This window comes from Pararhizobium gei, assembly GCF_029223885.1.
Lineage (GTDB): Bacteria > Pseudomonadota > Alphaproteobacteria > Rhizobiales > Rhizobiaceae > Pararhizobium > Pararhizobium gei.
Window position 1 is genome coordinate 2065990 of sequence record NZ_CP119409.1, and the last position, 18726, is coordinate 2084715.

Annotated in this window: 22 protein-coding genes and 1 tRNA gene; 7 read left to right on the forward strand and 16 right to left on the reverse strand. The window is 59.6% G+C overall.

Going from position 1 to position 18726, the window contains the following annotated elements; translation table 11 throughout:
- Positions 1–51: 51 nt before the first annotated feature.
- From crcB to PY308_RS10200, 7 genes are all read right to left on the reverse strand, one after another.
- Complete coding sequence (gene crcB, locus PY308_RS10170; protein WP_275790856.1) at positions 52–429, reverse strand: fluoride efflux transporter CrcB; 378 nt, start codon at positions 427–429, stop codon at positions 52–54.
- 142 nt (positions 430–571) lie between these two features.
- Complete coding sequence (gene fghA / locus PY308_RS10175; RefSeq protein ID WP_275790857.1) at positions 572–1405, reverse strand: S-formylglutathione hydrolase; 834 nt, start codon at positions 1403–1405, stop codon at positions 572–574.
- Positions 1406–1430: 25 nt separating this feature from the next.
- Positions 1431–2087: a DUF1345 domain-containing protein gene (locus tag PY308_RS10180; RefSeq protein WP_275790858.1), complete on the reverse strand. Its 657-nt coding sequence runs from the start codon at positions 2085–2087 to the stop codon at positions 1431–1433.
- Between the two features lie 16 nt (positions 2088–2103).
- The gene (locus PY308_RS10185) at positions 2104–2547 is read right to left on the reverse strand and encodes a YaiI/YqxD family protein (protein ID WP_275790859.1); all 444 of its coding nucleotides are present in this window, start codon (positions 2545–2547) and stop codon (positions 2104–2106) included.
- A gap of 8 nt (positions 2548–2555) precedes the next feature.
- Entirely contained in the window at positions 2556–3023 is a 468-nt protein-coding gene (locus tag PY308_RS10190) for a GNAT family N-acetyltransferase (protein ID WP_275790860.1), read from the reverse strand.
- Between the two features lie 5 nt (positions 3024–3028).
- Entirely contained in the window at positions 3029–4156 is a 1128-nt protein-coding gene (locus tag PY308_RS10195; protein WP_275790861.1) for an S-(hydroxymethyl)glutathione dehydrogenase/class III alcohol dehydrogenase, read from the reverse strand.
- A gap of 83 nt (positions 4157–4239) precedes the next feature.
- Positions 4240–4638, reverse strand: a complete 399-nt coding sequence (locus tag PY308_RS10200) for a helix-turn-helix domain-containing protein (protein ID WP_275790862.1) — start codon at positions 4636–4638, stop codon at positions 4240–4242.
- Positions 4639–4845: 207 nt separating this feature from the next.
- Between PY308_RS10200 and PY308_RS10205 the strand changes: the two genes are divergently transcribed.
- The gene (locus PY308_RS10205) at positions 4846–5751 is read left to right on the forward strand and encodes a DMT family transporter (protein WP_275791080.1); all 906 of its coding nucleotides are present in this window, start codon (positions 4846–4848) and stop codon (positions 5749–5751) included.
- Between the two features lie 34 nt (positions 5752–5785).
- Here the strand turns inward: PY308_RS10205 and lipB are convergent, their stop codons facing one another.
- Positions 5786–6535: a lipoyl(octanoyl) transferase LipB gene (lipB, locus tag PY308_RS10210; protein WP_275790863.1), complete on the reverse strand. Its 750-nt coding sequence runs from the start codon at positions 6533–6535 to the stop codon at positions 5786–5788.
- A gap of 195 nt (positions 6536–6730) precedes the next feature.
- On the opposite strand from lipB, the gene PY308_RS10215 reads away from it, so the two are divergent.
- A tRNA-Leu gene (locus PY308_RS10215) sits at positions 6731–6815 on the forward strand.
- Between the two features lie 63 nt (positions 6816–6878).
- On the opposite strand, the gene PY308_RS10220 is transcribed toward PY308_RS10215, so the two are convergent.
- Positions 6879–7379, reverse strand: coding sequence for a peptide deformylase (locus PY308_RS10220; RefSeq protein WP_275790864.1), 501 nt, complete (start codon positions 7377–7379; stop codon positions 6879–6881).
- A 247-nt stretch (positions 7380–7626) separates the two neighbouring features.
- Here PY308_RS10220 and mgtE point away from each other — a divergent pair, with 247 nt between their 5' ends.
- Both mgtE and PY308_RS10230 read left to right on the forward strand, forming a co-directional pair.
- The gene (mgtE, locus tag PY308_RS10225; protein WP_275790865.1) at positions 7627–9054 is read left to right on the forward strand and encodes a magnesium transporter; all 1428 of its coding nucleotides are present in this window, start codon (positions 7627–7629) and stop codon (positions 9052–9054) included.
- Positions 9055–9210: 156 nt separating this feature from the next.
- On the forward strand, positions 9211–9597 hold the full coding sequence (locus PY308_RS10230) for a MerR family transcriptional regulator (protein WP_275790866.1): 387 nt from the start codon (positions 9211–9213) through the stop codon (positions 9595–9597).
- A gap of 69 nt (positions 9598–9666) precedes the next feature.
- Here the strand turns inward: PY308_RS10230 and PY308_RS10235 are convergent, their stop codons facing one another.
- Positions 9667–10671 carry a heparan-alpha-glucosaminide N-acetyltransferase gene (locus PY308_RS10235; protein ID WP_275790867.1) on the reverse strand — a complete coding sequence of 335 codons (1005 nt, stop codon included), beginning with the start codon at positions 10669–10671 and terminating at the stop codon, positions 9667–9669.
- Positions 10672–10740: 69 nt separating this feature from the next.
- Positions 10741–11433 carry a DUF599 domain-containing protein gene (locus PY308_RS10240; RefSeq protein WP_275790868.1) on the reverse strand — a complete coding sequence of 231 codons (693 nt, stop codon included), beginning with the start codon at positions 11431–11433 and terminating at the stop codon, positions 10741–10743.
- Positions 11434–11673: 240 nt separating this feature from the next.
- Between PY308_RS10240 and PY308_RS10245 the strand changes: the two genes are divergently transcribed.
- A complete protein-coding gene (locus PY308_RS10245) occupies positions 11674–13074 on the forward strand; it encodes an L-serine ammonia-lyase (RefSeq protein WP_275790869.1) in 1401 nt (466 codons plus the stop codon).
- A gap of 65 nt (positions 13075–13139) precedes the next feature.
- Positions 13140–13577, forward strand: coding sequence for a DUF1489 family protein (locus PY308_RS10250; RefSeq protein WP_275790870.1), 438 nt, complete (start codon positions 13140–13142; stop codon positions 13575–13577).
- A 49-nt stretch (positions 13578–13626) separates the two neighbouring features.
- Here the strand turns inward: PY308_RS10250 and PY308_RS10255 are convergent, their stop codons facing one another.
- From PY308_RS10255 to PY308_RS10265, 3 genes are all read right to left on the reverse strand, one after another.
- Complete coding sequence (locus tag PY308_RS10255) at positions 13627–13893, reverse strand: hypothetical protein (protein ID WP_275790871.1); 267 nt, start codon at positions 13891–13893, stop codon at positions 13627–13629.
- 78 nt (positions 13894–13971) lie between these two features.
- Positions 13972–15438, reverse strand: coding sequence for an SPOR domain-containing protein (locus PY308_RS10260; RefSeq protein ID WP_434064225.1), 1467 nt, complete (start codon positions 15436–15438; stop codon positions 13972–13974).
- 184 nt (positions 15439–15622) lie between these two features.
- Entirely contained in the window at positions 15623–16348 is a 726-nt protein-coding gene (locus tag PY308_RS10265) for a hypothetical protein (protein ID WP_275790872.1), read from the reverse strand.
- Positions 16349–16479: 131 nt separating this feature from the next.
- Here PY308_RS10265 and PY308_RS10270 point away from each other — a divergent pair, with 131 nt between their 5' ends.
- The gene (locus tag PY308_RS10270) at positions 16480–16803 is read left to right on the forward strand and encodes a DUF6949 family protein (protein WP_275790873.1); all 324 of its coding nucleotides are present in this window, start codon (positions 16480–16482) and stop codon (positions 16801–16803) included.
- Positions 16804–16947: 144 nt separating this feature from the next.
- On the opposite strand, the gene PY308_RS10275 is transcribed toward PY308_RS10270, so the two are convergent.
- Positions 16948–17556 (reverse strand): transglutaminase-like cysteine peptidase, encoded by a 609-nt coding sequence (locus tag PY308_RS10275; protein WP_275790874.1) that lies wholly within the window; start codon positions 17554–17556, stop codon positions 16948–16950.
- Between the two features lie 521 nt (positions 17557–18077).
- Complete coding sequence (locus tag PY308_RS10280) at positions 18078–18686, reverse strand: PilZ domain-containing protein (RefSeq protein ID WP_275790875.1); 609 nt, start codon at positions 18684–18686, stop codon at positions 18078–18080.
- Positions 18687–18726: the final 40 nt, after the last annotated feature.

Genomic DNA, 18726 nt, shown 5'->3' on the forward strand with positions numbered 1-18726 from the left:
GGGCAGAACAAACAATGCCGGATCGGCATGCAGCGCCCTGAAACGCACGCTTTAGACCATTGTGCGGATCAGGGCCAGCCCGACAAACACGGCTGCAATCGAAACTCCGACGCTTGTGAAGACATAAACCAGGGCCGTGACCACTTCGCCGCGCTCGACCAGACTGACAGCATCCAGCGAGAACGTGGAAAAGGTCGTATATCCCCCGAGGATTCCCGTCATTGCAAAGAGCCGGAACTCCGTCGATGCTCCGAGTTTGCCCGCAATTGCTTCGGCGCAAATGGCGATCAGGAAGGAGCCTGTAATATTGACAAAGAGGGTACCCCAGGGGAACGACGGCCCAAAAAGCCGCAGCGTCGAAAGGCCGATGAGGTAGCGGCAGACGGACCCGAATGCTCCGCCGGCGGCAACGAGGATAAGATGTGTCATGGAGCGGGAACAGCCACTTGAATTGGTGATAGACACAGAAGGCCATGCCGGCCGGACCACGTCAAGCATTCACATCTTTGAAACTCCGGCGGCACCGCGGTTTCCAATCCGCCTTCAAAAACCGCGCCCGCCGGAGTTCCGGTCAGGCCAGCCGGTTGGCATGCCATTTCAGGTGGTCGTCCATGAAGGACGAAATGAAGTAATAGGAATGGTCGTAGCGCTCGTGCATTCTGAGCGTCAGTCCGATCTCGGTTCCCTCAATGACGTCTTCGAACAGCCATGGACGCAGGCCGGTCTCAAGAAATCCGTCCGCCTTGCCCTGGTCGATCAAGAATTCGGGGAAGCGGGCGCCATCCTCAACCAGCGCACAGGCATCATAGGCGCGCCAGGCTGCCGTGTCGGCACCGAGATATTTCTCGAAAGCGCCGATCGACCAATCGGCCGTTGACGGTTGGACAATCGGTGCGAAGGCCGAGCAACTTTTGAAGCGGTCGGGATGTTTCAGTGCGATCGTCATTGCGCCATGACCGCCCATGGAATGACCGAAGATGCCCTGCCGCCCCATGTCGACGCGAAAATGCTGGCTAAGGAAGGCCGGCAGTTCCTCAGTGACATAGCTGTACATCTGGTAATGGTCCGCCCAAGGCGTCTGCGTTGCATCCAGGTAGAAGCCGGCACCCTTTCCCATCTGCCAGTTCGTCAGTTCATCGGGGACGTCATTGCCGCGCGGGCTGGTGTCCGGACAGACGACGATGAGGCCAAGTTCGGATGCCATGCGACGGTATTCGCCCTTTTCCATGACATTCGCATGGGTGCAGGTGAGACCTGACAGATACCAGACCACGGGGCAGGGCATCGTCAGGGCTTGCGGTGGGACATAGACCGCGAAGGTCATTTCCGTTTTACAGGCGAGCGAACCATGGGAATAGACGCCCTGCATGCCGCCGAACGCGGTGTTCTGCGAAAGAACTTTCAATATTTGCTCCTCAGATGATGAACGGTCATTGTGCCAGCGCCACCGCCGCGTTGACGACGGCGGCGACCAGCACTGTGTTGAAGAAGAAGGAAACGATGCCATGCGCGAGATTGATGACGCGCATTTCCGTGGTGGTGACCGCCACATCGGATGTCTGCGCGGTCATCCCGACGACGAAGGCGAAATAGAGGAAATCATAGCCGCTCGGATGCTCGCTGCCAGGGAATTCCAAGCCGCGTTTTACCGCCGCATCCTTTTTATGGAAGCTCCAGTAGTGGTGGGCATAATGCATCGCCGCCATGGTGTGGATCGTCAGCCATCCGAGCGCCACGGAGCTGAATGCCAGAATGATGCCGGGGTCTGCGCGCGTTCCATGCCGGGCAATTACCAGAAACAGGGATAGGAGAGAAACAGCGGCCGCCAGCACGGTGACGGTGAGAATGACGATAGCCGGCTCGTCGGTACCGGCGGCATTGTCCCGCAGGTAGGTGGCCGTCAGGGAGGGAAGCCGGCGGGCGATCAGCGCCAGATAGACGGAGAAGAACGCCACAGCCGCCAAGCTGACCGAGAGCGTCGGCTGCACCAACAGGCCGGCCGTCAGTGCGGCGAGCCCGGCACCCATGCCGGCATAGAAAGGGAGGTGGCGCCGATAGATGATTGTCTTTTCCCGCATTGCCATCATCTACGGCCCCGACCGCTCATTGCTGTTTGACGCGGCGGCAGAGCCTGTCCAGCGTCTCAAGGAAGGCTGAACGGTCTCGCGGCGAAAAGGCGGCGTTGTAACCTTTGCTTTCACCGGTTTCCCGGAGATGAGCGCCGAGATCGCGCATCGCGGTGGCCATGCCGATATTGGTCTTGTCGAAGACGCGCCCTGTCGGGCCGGTCACCTGTGCGCCCGCTGCCACACAGCGACCGGCAAGCGGCACATCGGCAGTCACGACGATATCCATATGCCCGGCACGCTCCGCGATCCAGTCGTCGGCGGCATCGAAACCCGCAGACACGATGACGTTGTGCACCATCGGATCCCGCGAAGGCCTCAAGCCCGAATTGGCGACGAAGGTCACCTCGAAGCCGTGGCGTTCGGCCACTCGCAGAATTTCCGGTTTGACCGGGCAGGCATCCGCATCGACGTAGATCATTGCCACCCCTATGCCGCATACGGCGTTACATGCCGGATCATATCGACATGAGGAATATCGTCCTCCAGATATTCCTCCGAGATCGCTTCGAAGCCGAAGGATGCATAGAATCGCTGCAGATGGCTCTGTGCAGAAAGGGCGATGGGGCTTTCCGGAAAAAGCCGCTCGCACGCCAACAGGGCTTCCTGCATCAGAATATGGCCGAGCCGCTTTCCGCGATGGCCCGGCGAGACAAGGACGCGGCCGATCCGCGCTGCTTGCCCAGCCTGTCCTGGTGGCAGAAGCCGGGCTGCCGCAAGAAGCGCCTGGCCCTCGATCAGACGCAGATGCAGGGCATCCGCGTCCTTTCCGTCCAGTTCGGCGTAGGCGCAGCGCTGCTCCACGACGAAAACATCGACGCGCATTTTCAGGAGATCATAAAGTTCCCCTGCGGAAAGCGCATCCATGCTGCGAATGTCGACGGAGCGGGGCGACATCGGTATCAATAGATCACGACGCTGCGAATGCTCTCGCCGGCATGCATCAGGTCGAAGCCCTTGTTGATGTCGTCGAGCGGCATCGTATGGGTGATCATCGGGTCGATCTGGATCTTGCCTTCCATGTACCATTCGACGATCTTCGGCACGTCGGTGCGGCCGCGCGCGCCGCCGAAGGCGGTGCCCATCCAGTTGCGGCCGGTGACCAGCTGGAACGGGCGCGTGGAAATTTCCTGCCCGGCACCGGCAACGCCGATGATCACCGACTTGCCCCAGCCGCGGTGCGAGCTTTCCAGTGCCTGCCGCATGACCTTGGTATTGCCGGTGCAGTCGAACGTATAGTCGGCACCGCCGATCGTGTCGCCGTTGCGCTTGGTCAGATTGACGAGATAGGGCACGATATCGTCGCCGACCTCTTTCGGATTGACGAAATGCGTCATGCCGAACTTTTCGCCCCAGGCCTTGCGGTCGTTGTTGATATCGACGCCGATGATCATGTCGGCGCCGGCAAGCCGCAGGCCCTGCAGCACGTTGAGGCCGATGCCGCCGAGACCGAAGACGATTGCGGTGGAGCCGACTTCCACCTTGGCCGTATTGATGACGGCGCCGATGCCGGTGGTGACGCCGCAGCCGATATAGCAGATCTTGTCGAACGGCGCGTCCGGGTTCACCTTGGCCAGTGCGATCTCTGGCAGGACCGTGAAGTTCGCAAAGGTCGAGCAGCCCATGTAATGGAAGATCTTGTCCTTGCCGATGGAAAAGCGGCTCGTGCCATCAGGCATCAGGCCCTGGCCCTGGGTGGAGCGGATCGAGGTGCACAGGTTGGTCTTGCGGCTGAGGCAGGAATAGCATTCGCGGCATTCCGGGGTGTACAGCGGAATGACATGGTCGCCCTTCTTCAACGAGGTGACGCCCGGTCCGACATCGACGACGATACCCGCACCCTCATGGCCGAGGATGGCAGGAAACAGGCCTTCCGGATCGGCGCCGGACAGCGTGAACTCGTCCGTGTGGCAGATGCCTGTCGCCTTGACCTCGACCAGCACTTCGCCGGCGCGTGGCCCATCCAGTTGGACGGTCATGATTTCAAGCGGCTTTCCAGCCTGAACGGCTACAGCGGCACGTACGTCCATGTCTTTCACTCCTTGGATCGGTTTTCGGCACAATTGCAGACTGGTTCGGGCCGCTCAAGGCCGAATCTGCCAGCCTTCGCCGTTTATGGCATCTCCTGTAGGACGCGGTTGATCTCCGCTTCAAGAGCGAGGATGGCTTTTCCGGTCTGGTCGTGAAGCTTCTTCACCTGGGCGAGCTGATCCCGCAGGGCGCCGGCAGCGTCGTTGCTCAAATCGTCCTTCGGTGCCTCGCCGACGCCGGCGATCAGCCATGCCGGGCTGACCCCCAGAATTCCTGCCAGCATGATGAGCCGGCTTGTGCGTGGTTCCGAGCGGTCCCTTTCCCAGGCCGCGATGGTATCGGGCCGCACCCCGAGCCGGTCGGCAAGATCCTTCGACGACAAATTTGAGGCGTCACGGGCACGCCAGATGCGGCCGCCCAGCGTATCGTTGTCACGAGGCTGGCGAATCATCGCTAAAACTGTATCGGTCGAAAGACGCATCGGGCTCTCCTTGTGCCTTGCGGCGGGGGTGGTCGAGGACCGGGGCGGCCGCATATCTGCGGTCGGATCGGGACAGACTACCGGAATTGACAGCGGTCCGGTCCTGTTATCCCGTCAAAAATGCAGCAAAAAGCGCCCCGGCGCCAAATGTGGAGTATTGCAGTGAAAGCAGCATCGCGGCCTGAAACTGGTGCGGCAAGCCCGGTGATGAGGGGGCTCGGGATCATGCTGTTTGCCATGATGATCCTGCCATGCATGGATGCCATCGCCAAATATATGGCCGTCTATCAGGGGATGTCGCCGGCGCAAGTGACGTTCTACAGGTTTTTCTTCCAGCTCGTTTCCGTTCTGCCGCTGCTTTTGTCGCGTGGCGGCCTGCGGGCGTTGAAGCCGAAGCGGCTCTGGTTCAACCTGTTGCGCGGCTGGCTGCTGGCCGCGGCGGCGCTGTTTTTCTTCGTCTCGGTCAAATACATGCCGCTCGCCGATGTCTTCGCCATTTATTTTGTCGAGCCGTTCATTCTGACCTGCCTCTCGGCCCTGATCCTGCGAGAGACGGTCGGCTGGCGTCGCTGGCTGGCCATCGTCATCGGTTTCGGCGGCGCGATGATCGTCATCCAGCCGAGCTTTGAAATATTCGGGCTGATCTCGCTCCTGCCGATATTCTGCGCCTTCCTGTTTGCCTGCTATCTCCTGTTGAATCGCCTGGCCGGTGACGCGGACTCACCCTTGACGATGCAGACGATAGCGGGGATCGGCGGCTCGCTGTTCATGGTCGGCGTGATTGCAGTCGGCCACGGTGTCGGCGCTGCGGATTTCGCGCCGTCCTTGCCGCATTCCACGCTGGGCTGGGTCCTTGTCATCGTGCTCGGGGTGATCTCCGGCTATGGCCATCTGCTCGTCGTCAAGGCGTTTCAGGCCGCTCCGGTGTCGCTGCTCGCACCGTTTCATTATTTCGAGATCATCACGGGAACCGCGCTCGGCTTCCTCGTCTTCGGAGATTTCCCCACGCCCTCGAAATGGCTGGGCATAGCGATCATCGTCGGGTCCGGGCTGTTCATGATCTGGCGCGAGCGTCGGTCGGAGCTGATGATGAGGATGGAACAACAGCCATAAAGCTCTGCCGCGACTCATTTTTCGCCAAGATGCATCATGCGACGGAGCGGCTGTCTTCCTGTGAACAAGGAGCGTCGCTGACGGTCGGTCCGAAAATTTCTTCGAAGGACTGCCGCAGCCTGACATCCACATCAGTCATCATGACGGGTAGGCCAAGATCGACAAGGCTGGTAACGCCGTAGCCGCGGATGCCGCAGGGCACTATGCCGCCGAAATGGTCCAGCTCCGGATCGACATTCAGCGACAGCCCGTGAAAGCTCACCCATTTGCGCAGGCGTATGCCGATGGCGGCGATCTTGTCTTCGGCCATGGAGCCATCGGCAAGTGGGGGCCGCTCAGGGCGTCGTACCCAGACGCCGACCCGGTCTTCCCTGCGTTCGCCCGTCACATTCATGCGGGCAAGCGTATCGATGACAAGGCTTTCGAGTGCTGCGACAAAGGCGCGGACGTCCTGTCTGCGGCGCTTGAGATCGAGCATCACGTAGACAACGCGCTGTCCCGGCCCATGATAGGTATATTCGCCGCCGCGGCCTGTCTGGAAAACCGGAAAGCGGCCCGGCATCACCAGATCGGCAGCATCGGCGCTGGTGCCGGCGGTGTAGAGCGGCGGATGTTCGATCAGCCAGGCAAGCTCATCGGCTTCGCCAGCCGCGATCGCTGCCGCCTCGCGTTCCATGGTCTCGATCGCATCCTCGTAGGCCACTAGCGCCGGCGCGATTCTCCATCGCACAGGCGGCGAACCTGCATGGGAGAAGAACGTCTTTTCAAGGCTTTCGCGCTGCATCGTTTTGAAGATCCACTGAGAACTCGATTTTAAATGGTATGTATTGGCGGCAGAGTCCAGCATTCTCAAGCTGTCCCGTGCCGGGCGATCCAAATAGTTGCCCTTCCCGTCAACTTTCTGTCATGGCAGCCTTGTGCACCTCAAATGCTTTTGCTACATGCAGCCGCGCCGGAGCAATCCGGCCCTACCACGGATGCGGTCGTGGCGGAATTGGTAGACGCGCAGCGTTGAGGTCGCTGTGGGGCAACCCGTGGAAGTTCGAGTCTTCTCGACCGCACCATTGGCTTAAGGCCAAATCAAAGAGCCCGCTTTCAAGCGGGTTTTTTTGTGTCTTTTGATCTGGTTAAATGCCTCTGTTCAGCTTTGCATAGCGCTTGACGGCACGGTCGCGTTTGAGCCGGGAGAGACGCTGCAGCCAGAAGATGCCGTCGAGCTGGTCGATTTCGTGTTGCAGGCATACGGCCAGCAGGCCATCGGCGTCCTCCTCCGCCCTGTCGCCCGTAATCGTGCGATAGACGACGCGGACCGTGCTGGGCCGCACAACGTCTTCGGTGACGCCCGGCATCGACACGCTGCCCTCGGCATGGGACGAAGTCTCGGAAGATGCCGCGACAATCCGGGGATTGACGTAGATCTTCGGCGCTGTCGTCGCATCGATGCCGATGACTGTCAGTCGCTGCGCAACGCCGATATGCGGGGCGGTGATACCAATTCCCGGCGCTGCACGCATGGTGTCGAGGAGGTCGGCTGCAAGCACTGCGAGTTCGGCCCCGAATGTTTCTACGGCTGCAGCGGGCAGAGATAGCCGCGGATCTGGAAAACGCAGGATCGATCGCAAGGGCAAGGCTTAACGCTCCGTTGGTTGATCAAGAGCTAAACGAACTCCATGAATTTGCAACAGCTTGGTCAAAAGTGGCGCCTGGGGGCGGGCGAGCGAGCTTAGCCTGTGGACCTTGTGTTCCTGTTGGGCTAGCAAAAAGAGCGGTCCTTTTGTCGAGGGTCCAGCGACCACCAGCTATGATACTGCTTTCCGATTGCGCCGCCATGCGTGCCCGCGTTTCGGACGGCTGCACTTTTTTCGGAGCGGGCCTATGAGCAATACCGGCGATCATGAGAAGGAGCGGGTTGCGCTGGGCGAGGATGTCTATGACGGCTCGGACATCTATGCCGAGGACGGCTCGGTACGATCCGACTATCTCATGCATATCGGCGCTGCCATCGCGGACCGCGATCTTCTCTATCTGCGCCAGCATGTCGCGCGCCTGCACGCATCGGAAATGGGCGATCTTCTCGAGGCGATCCAGGCGGATCAGCGCCTGGCGCTCGTCTCGTTGCTCGGGGACGACTTTGATCTATCGGCGCTGACGGAGGTCGACGAGGCGATCCGCCTGGATATCGTCGAGCATCTGCCGAACGAGCGAATTGCGGCTGCGCTGGGCGAGATGGATTCGGACGATGCCGTCTACATTCTGGAAGACCTCGATCAGGAGGACCAGGAAGAGATCCTGTCGAAACTGCCATTCACCGAACGGGTGCGGCTGCGCCGGTCGCTGGACTATCCTGAAAGCACGGCCGGCCGCCGCATGCAGACGGAGTTTGTCGCGGTACCGCCGTTCTGGACCGTCGGACAGACGATCGATTACATGCGCGAGGACGACAATCTTCCGGAAAGCTTCACCCAGATCTTCGTGATCGACCCGACCTTCAAGCTGCTCGGCGCGCTTGATCTTGACCGCGTGCTCCGCACCAAACGGTCCGTCAAGATCGAAACCATCATGCGTGAGACCAACCACCCCGTTCCAGCAGAGATGGACCAGGAGGAGGCGGCGCAGCTTTTCGAGCAATATGATCTTCTGTCGGCGGCTGTCGTGGACGAAAACAACCGGCTTGTCGGCGTACTGACCATCGATGACGTCGTCGATGTCATTCAGGAAGAAGCGGAAGAAGATCTGATGCGCCTTGGCGGTGTCGGTGACGAAGAACTCTCCGATTCGATCATCAGCGCATCGCGGTCGCGCATCGTCTGGCTGCTGGTCAATCTGGTTACGGCATTCCTTGCTGCTTCGGTGATCAGTCTTTTCGAGGCGACGATCGAGCAGATCGTGGCGCTCGCCGTTTTGATGCCGATCGTGGCTGGTATGGGCGGCAATGCCGGGTCCCAAACCATGACCGTGACCGTGCGGGCGCTTGCAACCCGCAATCTCGATATTCACAACGCTTTCCGGGTCATCCGGCGCGAGGCCGGTGTCGGCCTGTTGAATGGCGTCTTGTTCGGGCTGCTCATCGGTTTGACGGCCGGCGCCTGGTTTCAAGACCCAAATATCGGCGGCATTATTGCAGTCGCCATGCTGATCAACATGATCGCCGCTGCTCTCGCCGGCATCATGATCCCGCTGCTGCTGGACCGGTATGGCGCCGATCCGGCCGTCTCGTCGGCGGTTTTCGTCACTGCCGTAACCGATGTAACCGGCTTTTTCGCCTTTCTCGGCCTTGCGACCTGGTGGTTCAGCATCGGCTGACAGCCGGGAAAAGTTTTGACTTTTACGTCAAGGTCACTCAGTATGCTTTGGCGCGATCTGGTGGTTTCGGCACAGCGGAGCCGCAGGCGCGGGACTTGAGCTGAACACGGGAGCGCCCAAGCGGACGTCCTGTCACAGCTTGAAGCGAGGGCAGGCGTGAACAAATATTATAGCATTACGGAGCTCACCCGCGAATTCGGTATTTCGACCCGGACCTTGCGATTCTATGAAGACGAGGGGCTGATTCATCCCGAGCGCCGGGGAAGAACCCGCCTGTTCCGCGCCGCAGACCGCAGGCTGATCATGGAAATCCTGCGCGGACGCCGGATCGGTTTCACCATTGCCGAAATTCGCGAAATCATTCAGGTCTACAAGGATCCGCCCGGTGAGGCCGGACAACTGCGCCTGCTGATGAAAAAGGTCGAGGAAAAACGCGACGAACTGATCCAGAAGCGCCGCGACATCGATGAAACCTTGGAAGAATTGGGCAATGTCGAGGAAGCCTGCCTGACCCGTCTCGCCGAAATTCGCGTGGGAACGTGACGCTGAACTTTACGAGGCCAATGGCACCACCGGCTGGCGACCATCTGTTTTTCTAATCATTGATCGGGTTTATTGCGGCGTTTGTGCCTCGATCGTGCACTGGCTGGCAATCGCAGCGACACGGGCGTCGGTGCCGATATCGAGCTTGCCGGCATTCAGCGGCTCGAAGAGATTTTCCTCCATCAGTTTGTCGAGCGTGCAGCCGCAGAATCGCGTGCACAGCGCCGCCGTCTCCTGTTTCTGGCAGGTCATTTCGCAATTCGTTCGAAAAGACTGCACCGGATCGGGTTTTGCCGCAGGAAATGCCAGGGCAAAGATATAAACCAGGCCGAACAGCAGGGGCTGGTGGATCAGATAGATGCCCAGGCTATGGCGTCCCGAGAGGCTCAGCGCACGCTTCCAGCGTGCATTCGCCACGCCGCGTAGACGGCTGAACGCGCCACGGCTCAAAGCGATTCGCGCGGTCGCTATGCCGGCAAGGAACGGCGCCAGCCAGGGAAGCAGCGGCACGTAATCGTTCGAGCGCGGCAGCGTTTCCGACAAGCCCACCCACCACAGGGCGGGCAGATCGAAAAGCGCCGAGCGCAGGTAGAACGGGGCAGCAAAAGCTGCGGCTGCCACAAGGAGAGTGAGGACTGGTGGCAAACGCAGGAAGACCAGGCCGATAAGGCTTGCCGTCGCTATGGCATGCAGGATGCCGAAGAAGATGAAACTTTCGGGGAAGGCGATCAGGGTCGCAGCGGTGATGATACCGGCTGCGGCTGCGATCTTTGCCAGCCGAATGAGAAACACGCGCCAGCGGATTGCCGGGTCGTGTCCGAGGACCAGGCCGACACCGGCCAGAAACAGAAAACTGCTGGCGATCGCCCGCGCATAGATTTTGAAACCGCCGGTGCCGACCGTGCCGGGGTCGAGATAACCGAAAAATTCCAGATCCCAGGAAAAATGATAACTGGCCATGGCGATAATCGCGATGCCGCGCAGCGCGTCGATCTCCCATAGCCGGCCCCGTCGTTCGCGAGCCGGTCCACCGGCCTGTTGGTCATCTTCTCTTACAGGATCGGCAATCTGCATGGCGCTCTTCCGTTGAAGCACGAGGCGTCGCCGAGCGGTCGTTGCGCTTCGACGGTGCTGGTGACGAATTTAGGGTTTTACGTCTTCAAGAAGGGCGTCGCGTGCCTCCGAGAAGAACTGCCGCCGCGTCAGAACGAAGGTGACGAAGATCGTCAAGGCGATAAAGACATAGGGACTGATAAACCATCCGAGATAGCCGATCGAGAGGAAGATGCTTCGCAGCCCGGCATTGAAATGTTTTGCGGCGAGGATGTTCACCTTGATGGCGCGCTCCGCGGCGCGTTCCGCCCTACCGCGGTCGAGCTGCATCTCCGCCATCATCGGAATGCCGCCGATCAGGATGGAGCAATAGTTAAAGAGGCGATAGGACCAGGCGAATTTGAAGAATGCATAGGCAAACAGGCAGGCAAGCCCGCCCACCTTCAGCTCGAAAGCGCTACGGCCGCCATTGAACACGTAGGGCAGATCGCTCATGATTGCCTGGACCTGATCCGTGGCACCAAGCAGGGCGAAACAGCCACCGAGGGCAAAAATCGTGGTCGAAGCGAAAAAAGCAGTGCCTGCCTGCAGTCCGGCGACGATCTGGGTGTCGATCATCTTCAGGTCGCGGTTGAGGGAGTTCAGGATCCAGCGGCGGCGATTGTCCATCATCAGCCGGGTCAGGCTGACGCGCTGCAATTTCATCTTGCCGTCCGTCGCCCAGTTATAGCCGATCCACAGGAGGGCGAAGACTGCCAGGGCTATATAGTCCGAAATCGTCATGCCCCCGTTTTGGCATGGCTGGCCAAAATTGCAAGACTTCGCCAACTCTGTGATACGTTTGCACGGTCGCTGGCAACCATGCAGTATGCAGACTGACGCGTGCTGCGCTTCGCATGTCGCTGGCGCGGAAGCAGATTTCGGTCGGTCGCCGCAAGGTTCAGGCGGGATGACCTAGCTTCCGAAAATGAAAAATGGTCCGGCGAGGCTAGAGAGCCGTCAGGACGACCATACGGGGTTCGAATGTTTCTTTCGGTGTTTGACGTCTTCAAGATCGGTATCGGGCCATCGAGTTCGCACACGATGGGGCCTATGTCGGCTGCCAACCGTTTCCTCGATCTCATCCTGTCGAGCGACTGGCCGCGCCCGGCCAATTCGGCGGTCGCGGCGATCAAGTCCAGTCTGCACGGATCGCTCGCCTTTACCGGCATCGGCCACGGGACGGGCAGGGCAGTTATTCTCGGTCTGATGGGAGAGCGGCCGGATCGGGTCGATCCCGACAGAATGGACGAGATCATCGGCACCGTCGAGCGCTCCGGTCGCGTTACGCCGCCCGGTCATCCCGCTTATGAATTCCAACCGAAAACCGATCTGGTGTTCGACAAGAAAGTGCCTTTGCCCGGCCATGCCAATGGCATGAGCTTTTCGGCCTTCGACCGGGATGGCCGGCTGTTGCTGAAGCGCGTCTATTATTCGATCGGCGGCGGCTTCGTCGTCACCGACACGGAGCTCGAAGCCATCAAGGCGAGTACGACGAAGCCCGGCGGCGTCAAGGTTCCCTATCCCTTTGCGACGGCCAAGCAGATGCTCGACATGGCGGCGCGCTCCGGATTGTCGATCGCCCAGATGAAGCGGGCGAACGAGGAATGCTCGATGTCCGCAGATGCGCTGGACGAGGGGCTCGACCGGATCTGGGCAGCCATGAAGGCCTGTATCGATCGTGGGCTGACGGGATCCGGAATCCTGCCTGGCGGCCTCAAGGTGCGCCGCCGCGCTGCCATGATCCATGACAAACTGCAGGACGAGTGGCGGTCAAACAAGATCAACCCGCTGCTCGCCAACGACTGGCTCAGCGTCTATGCCATGGCGGTGAACGAGGAGAATGCGGCCGGCGGCCGTGTGGTGACCTCGCCGACGAATGGTGCGGCCGGCGTCGTTCCCGCCACGATCCGCTACTATCTGCATTTTCACGAGGACGCCGACCAGCACGGCATCCGCGACTATCTTCTGACGGCCGCCGCGATCGGCGGCATCATCAAGTTCAACGCCTCCATCTCCGGCGCCGAAGTCGGCTGTCAGGGCGAGGTCGGCTCCGCCTCCGCCATGGCGGCTGCAGGTCTGGCGGCAGTGATGGGTGGAACCCCCGAGCAGATCGAGAATGCGGCCGAGATTGCACTCGAGCATCATCTCGGCATGACCTGCGACCCGATTGCCGGCCTGGTGCAGGTGCCCTGTATCGAGCGGAACGCCCTGGGCGCAGTAAAAGCCGTGACGGCTGCATCTTTGGCGATCAAGGGTGATGGGCAGCATTTCGTGCCGTTGGATGCCTGTATCGAAACCATGCGCCAGACAGGCGTCGACATGCTCGACAAATACAAGGAGACCTCGACAGGGGGCCTTGCCGTCAATGTCGTGGAATGTTGACTGCGCCTGTGGACGGTTGAAAACGGGCTTGACCGGAACGGCCTGACGGGTGTTCAACACCGGCCATGGCCTTGCATCTCATCAAGCTCTGCGTCGGCGCGGACTCCATAGAAGACCTTCGCGACTGGGTTGCCCACCGGGCGATGACGGCAATCGCGGCCGGTCTTGAGCCGCACTCCGTGCACACAACGAGAATGGTGCCAAAACGGACGGAAGACCTGCTTGCCGGCGGCTCGCTCTATTGGGTCATCAAGGGGCAGGTGCAGGCGCGCCAGAAACTCAATGCCATCGAGACCTTCACGGATGCCGAGGGCATCGGCCGCTGCAATCTCGTTCTCGCGCCGGAGGTTGTCGAAACCGCCTGCCAGCCGCGCCGCGCCTTCCAGGGATGGCGCTATCTTGATGAGAAGGATGTGCCGCGCGATCTGAGTTCACTCGGCGGCGGTTCTTCCGAGATGCCGGTCGAACTGAAGCGGGAACTTGCCGAACTCGGGCTTCTTTAGATCAAATGAAAAAGCCCGGACGAACCGGGCTTTTTGTGTGCGATCTGTTCTATCTGATTTTCATTCTGATTGGCTTGCGACCCGACTGCGATGTCACGTGAAGATGAATCTTCACCTCCGGCTGGGTCGAGCGCCAGGCGCGGGCGCCGTGCGTCAGAAGCAGGGTCACCAGATCCTTCGTTCTCGATTTTGGCCGGCTGCCGAGTTCGGCGATCCGCATGGCAGCCTCATGGAGAGGGTGCAGACCGTATCGTGCAGGCTTGCGCTTCTTGTCTGCGGGGGGCGTCATGCCCTGACCGTTTTCGTTCATTCCCATAACTGACCTCGTTACGCAAAACCAAATCCGAGGAGGGTCACCGACAATACGCGCCGGCGGCCGAAACTTTGATATGTATTACTGCTGGCTCGCCCAGCAGGCAAAACCCTGACGCTTCAACGTCTTGCAGGCATTCAGGGCATTGTTCTGGTTGGCAAAGCCGCCAAACCGCGCCCGATACAGATTGCCATTGCCGCTTGCCACTGCCACGGTGAAGGGGCTGGCGCCACGCAGGGCCTTGCCACCCTTGTCCTTGGCAGTTTCGAGCATGGTCATCGCCTGTCCCTTGTCCGGGGTCGCGCCGATCTGGATGACCCAGCCGGCCGGCATGGGCTGGCTCAGGGTTTCCTCCGCAGCGGCCTTTGCGACCGAATTGGTAATCTGGTTATCAACATCGACGGTAGAGGCTTTTGCAAGCTTGCGGCTCTGGGCCTGCAGCGTATTCGGCAGGATCTTCTCGGAGAGGACCGGGTTTGCCCTGACCTTCGCAGGTTCGGCATAGGCAACTTCGATGCTTTCGGTGGTCTCGCCGGTATAGCGGAAATCCGGGACGGGGCCGTTGTTCGGCAGGTTGAAGCTTCCACCGGTCGCAGCGGTCAGGGTTTCCTGGGCCTGCTCTGTCACCTGCGCCTGCAGGGTCGGTGCATCGGCTGTTTCTGCCACAAGGTTGCCATTGCCACGGCGCGAGGCGCCAGGCAGATATTTGGCGACCAGGGTGCGCATCTGCGCATCGCGGGCGCCGCCGGACTTGCCGCCCATCACGACGCCGACGATGCTGCGTCCATCTGCCTGCGCCGATGTCACGAGATTGAACCCGGCGGCCCGGGTATACCCCGTCTTGATGCCGTCAACGCCGCGGACATTGCCGAGCAAGCGGTTGTGATTCCCGATCGTCTGCTTGCCGAAGCGGAAGCTGCGCGTCGAGAAATAGGAGTAATATTGCGGGAAATGCTGGCGGAGGGCGATGCCAAGGCGAGCCTGATCGCGTGCCGTGGTCATCTGCGCGGTGTTCGGCAGGCCATGCGCATTCCTATATGTGGTGCGGGTCATGCCAAGCGCGCGTGCCTTGCTGGTCATGATCCGTCCGAAACGCTCTTCGGAGCCGCCGAGAAGTTCGCCCAGCGCGCTGGCTGCATCATTGGCGGAGCGGGTGACCAGCGCAAGAATAGCCTGTTCGACGGTGATCGACTTGCCGGCGCGTACCCCGAGTTTCGAAGGCGGTTCTGCCGACGCCCTCTTGGAGAAGACGACCGGCGTGTTCTTGCCGATCTTTCCAGCTTCCAAAGCTTCGAAAGTGAGATAGAGCGTCATCATCTTCGTCAGCGACGCCGGATAGCGCAGACTGTCGGCATCCTCGCTATACAGGACCTTGCCGGTTTTGGCGTCGACGACGATACCGGCATATTCGGCGGCCGAAGCGACCGATACGGTGGCAACCGAAGCTGCCATCGAAACCAGCAACACCCGGCAGGCCTTCTGAAGGAACGGCGCGATGGCGCCAAGGGAAGCGTTGATTGTGGATTTGAACACTGCACTACTCTTCATTTTTCACAGATGGCATCCGGGCGTAGCCCCCGATAACGACCGTTCTGAAAACATTATCGGGATAGCGTTACCAATCGGTTTATGATGAATGATTGGTTTCCGTAATTTCGCATGCTGTTTGACGAGGCCGTTTGAATGTGTTGTTGCGGGGCGGTGCTGAAATGGCGCGTCGCGTATCTGTGCCTTACCGGACCAGTTTGCCATTGATGTAGTCGAGCACTGCAGCGTCGATGGCCTGCCATTGTGGCAGCAATTGGCTGGAGAAACGGTAAAGCACAACAAGATCGGAACCGGCGTGAATATCTCGCTGGCAATCGGCGCTTGTGGACGCATCCGCAATGTCCGGGATTAGGCAACGGACGGCGTAGAGAGCCTTGGTGGCGCCCGGTGCGGTGAAAAAGACTTCCGCGCCATAGCCCGAATTGGCTTTCATCGAGTGACGGGTCAGTCCGGCGGGGCCTGGTGATGGTGCGCCGTCGAAAAGATGCCGATAGATCGGTTCCAGTCGGCCGGACATGTCGCGGGACATCGTGCTTTGGGAAACTTCCAGAAAGATCAGAGAATCCGGCTTGCTGACGTCGTTGAACAGCGCACGGGTTTCGTCTGTATAGCCGTTCATGTCCGGCCATGTGAGGTAAAGATCGACGCGCTCCGACAGGCCTGTCGCCCGCTGCCCCTCGAACCTGATCGCGTTGGAGGGCAGTCGCAGATGATCCTGCCCGATGAAGATGTCATTCTCTGCGACGCTCGTGGTATGCCCTGCCAGTGCCAGGTTTTCGCCGTACCAGCGGCCTGCCACGCTGAGCCCGGCGGTCGAAACTGCAAGACCGACCACGATGGCGGTCAGCGTGCAGATGAAGCGCGCTGAAATCAGCGGCCCGTGGTTCTCGACAGTTCCGGTATCCGTCATGGCTGCCTGTCTCGCTATCGTTAACGAAAAGATACCGCTGTTTGCCGCAAGTCCCGGAACGATACAGAAAAATGGCTTGGAACTTGCATTGCGGTGGCAGAAGAAAGCTGCGTGAACATGGTTAATTTTCAATGAATGTCGCGACGTGTCTGGTGTTGCTTGTTACGGGTTTCGGCGTGCCATTCGCCGTGCTCGATCTCAGTTGGTTGGCGGCCGGCCGCCGCTGGCCGGTCGCGTCCGAAAGGCATGCCGAGAATTTCCGGCCGTTTGCCGTGTTTCTTGCTCTGCTCGCCGGCCCCGCATTGTTCATCTCAGCGCTTTGGCGCTCGGTGAGAGCAGGGCAGGCTAGCATGACGGACTGTGTCGCGGGCATGGTAATCGCCGGCGCTTGGGCGCTCTGCTATGGCGTGGTCTTGCTCGAATGCTTAGCATTCGCGGGTCTGCGTCTGGTGTGATAGCCGATCCGGAAAAAGGCCGGTTCCGGGGACAGCGGAACCGGCCTGGAGAAGCCTGGTCTGGCACGGGGATGGGCCGACAAGGCTCTTTTCATGCGCGTCCCGGACATCCTGGGCCGGGGCGCGTATGATCTCTGAAACGCGTTACTGGCTGACGCTGCCGACGGCGACCGCACGACCGTCCTGCAGCTTGACCCATCGGCCGGCGTTCTGTTCGGACTGCCGCTTGAGATAGGTATATTCGGTATCCGACCAGAGCAGCACCTTGTCGCGCATATTGTCGAGGACGAAGTCACCACGATCCGTGCGCACGGTCAGAACCGCGTGACCGTCACCGTTCGGTTGCAAAACCACGGTTATCAGGAGATTTGCGGGGGAAAATCCGGCTTGCATCAGACGCTTGCGCTTGAGCAGCACATAGTCCTCGCAATCGCCGACATTTTCCGGATAGGCCCAGTGCTCCTCGACGCCGTAAATTTCCTTGTCCGTCATCGGCGTCACCGACTGATTGACGTCATAGTTGATCTCGAGAATGTTCGTCCATCCGGCACGCGTGAGGACTGCTGGCGTTGTTCCACCGGGATTTGCCCGGCATTCCTGCGGGAGGCTGCGGCAGAATTCATAATGTCCGACGGGCGGATTGGTCGCGCCGGCAGTCGTCATGTTGGCGGGCAGGGCCATTGCGCCCTGTATGCCCGCGGCCAGGATAATGGCGCTGGCGGCCACCGCTTTCAGGAAATTCTTCGCTGTCATGTTCGTCTCCCCGTTATGGTTTGACAATGACACCGAGTTTTTGATTGCTCGCGAAAATCCGAAGTACAATTAAGTACAAAATAGAAGCGTATTTGAATAAAATTCCAATATTACTTTAGTAAAATTCGATTTGTATTTAGTTCAATTTTGCATAAAATTTTACGAGTTTGATCGCTTCGAAGACGGTTTTACTCTTGCGTTAAACATATAAGGCACTGTTTTGAGAATGATTTTTGCGGCTTGCACGACGGCATTCGAATATGGGCCAATGCAATGCGGCCTCGCAACGTGCCATTTCGTGACGGCGAAAGCGAAAGTACAGTTTTCGTTAACGCTATAAATGGCGGGATTTCGGCGGAACTGTGATTTCAGCCAGCAAAAATAAATTTGCCCAATTCGGATTTTTTTGTGGAATTGCCGCCCGTCCTGCGGGGCGATGGCAGCAGCGCAGGACTGGAGCAAGCCAAGTCTGCGGCAGCTAAGCCGAAACGGAATGTTGCAACTATGGGGTCGTTTGTTCCCTAGAGAAACTCTCTCAAGGCATCACGTGACTGGATGCCGAGGAACTCGATGGCCATGCCTTCCTGGAAATAGCGGACGACCCGGCCCCTCATGCTTCCCAGCAGAACGGAGGTGCCGATCGGCAGGCGGCTTTCGATATCGACGGCAGCCCCGGACAGGGAAAGGTCGATAATGCGGCAGGCAAGTTTGCTGCCGTCCTCGAGGGTGATGTCGGTGCGCGTCTTGCGCGGGGCCAGGCGATCATGACGGCGATCTTCCGGCAGACCCAGTTCGTGCCTGTTTGCGATCCAGGTCAATTGTGCCGCAAGCTTCTCGCGCTTGCGGTCCGTCGCATTGATCTTGATCACGAAAGCATTTTCGGCAAGCCGTGAAACGGTGCCCTCAATTCGTCCGACATGATCGACATATGCGATGATGCGTTCACCGGCCCGCGGGCGCGCATCGCACGAAAAAACGACATCGCCAGGCGACATGTCGACAGCCAGACAGGCAAATTCGTCGTGGTTCGGCAACATGAGACGACCGGTCAGGTTCACGGAAACGCGCTGGAAAGCGCCTTCGTCGTGCTGCTTGGTTGCAGTCGCCTGATTTTGTTGAAACGAATACATGTCCACACTTATGCGATGTCCAACCGGATCACATCTTTAC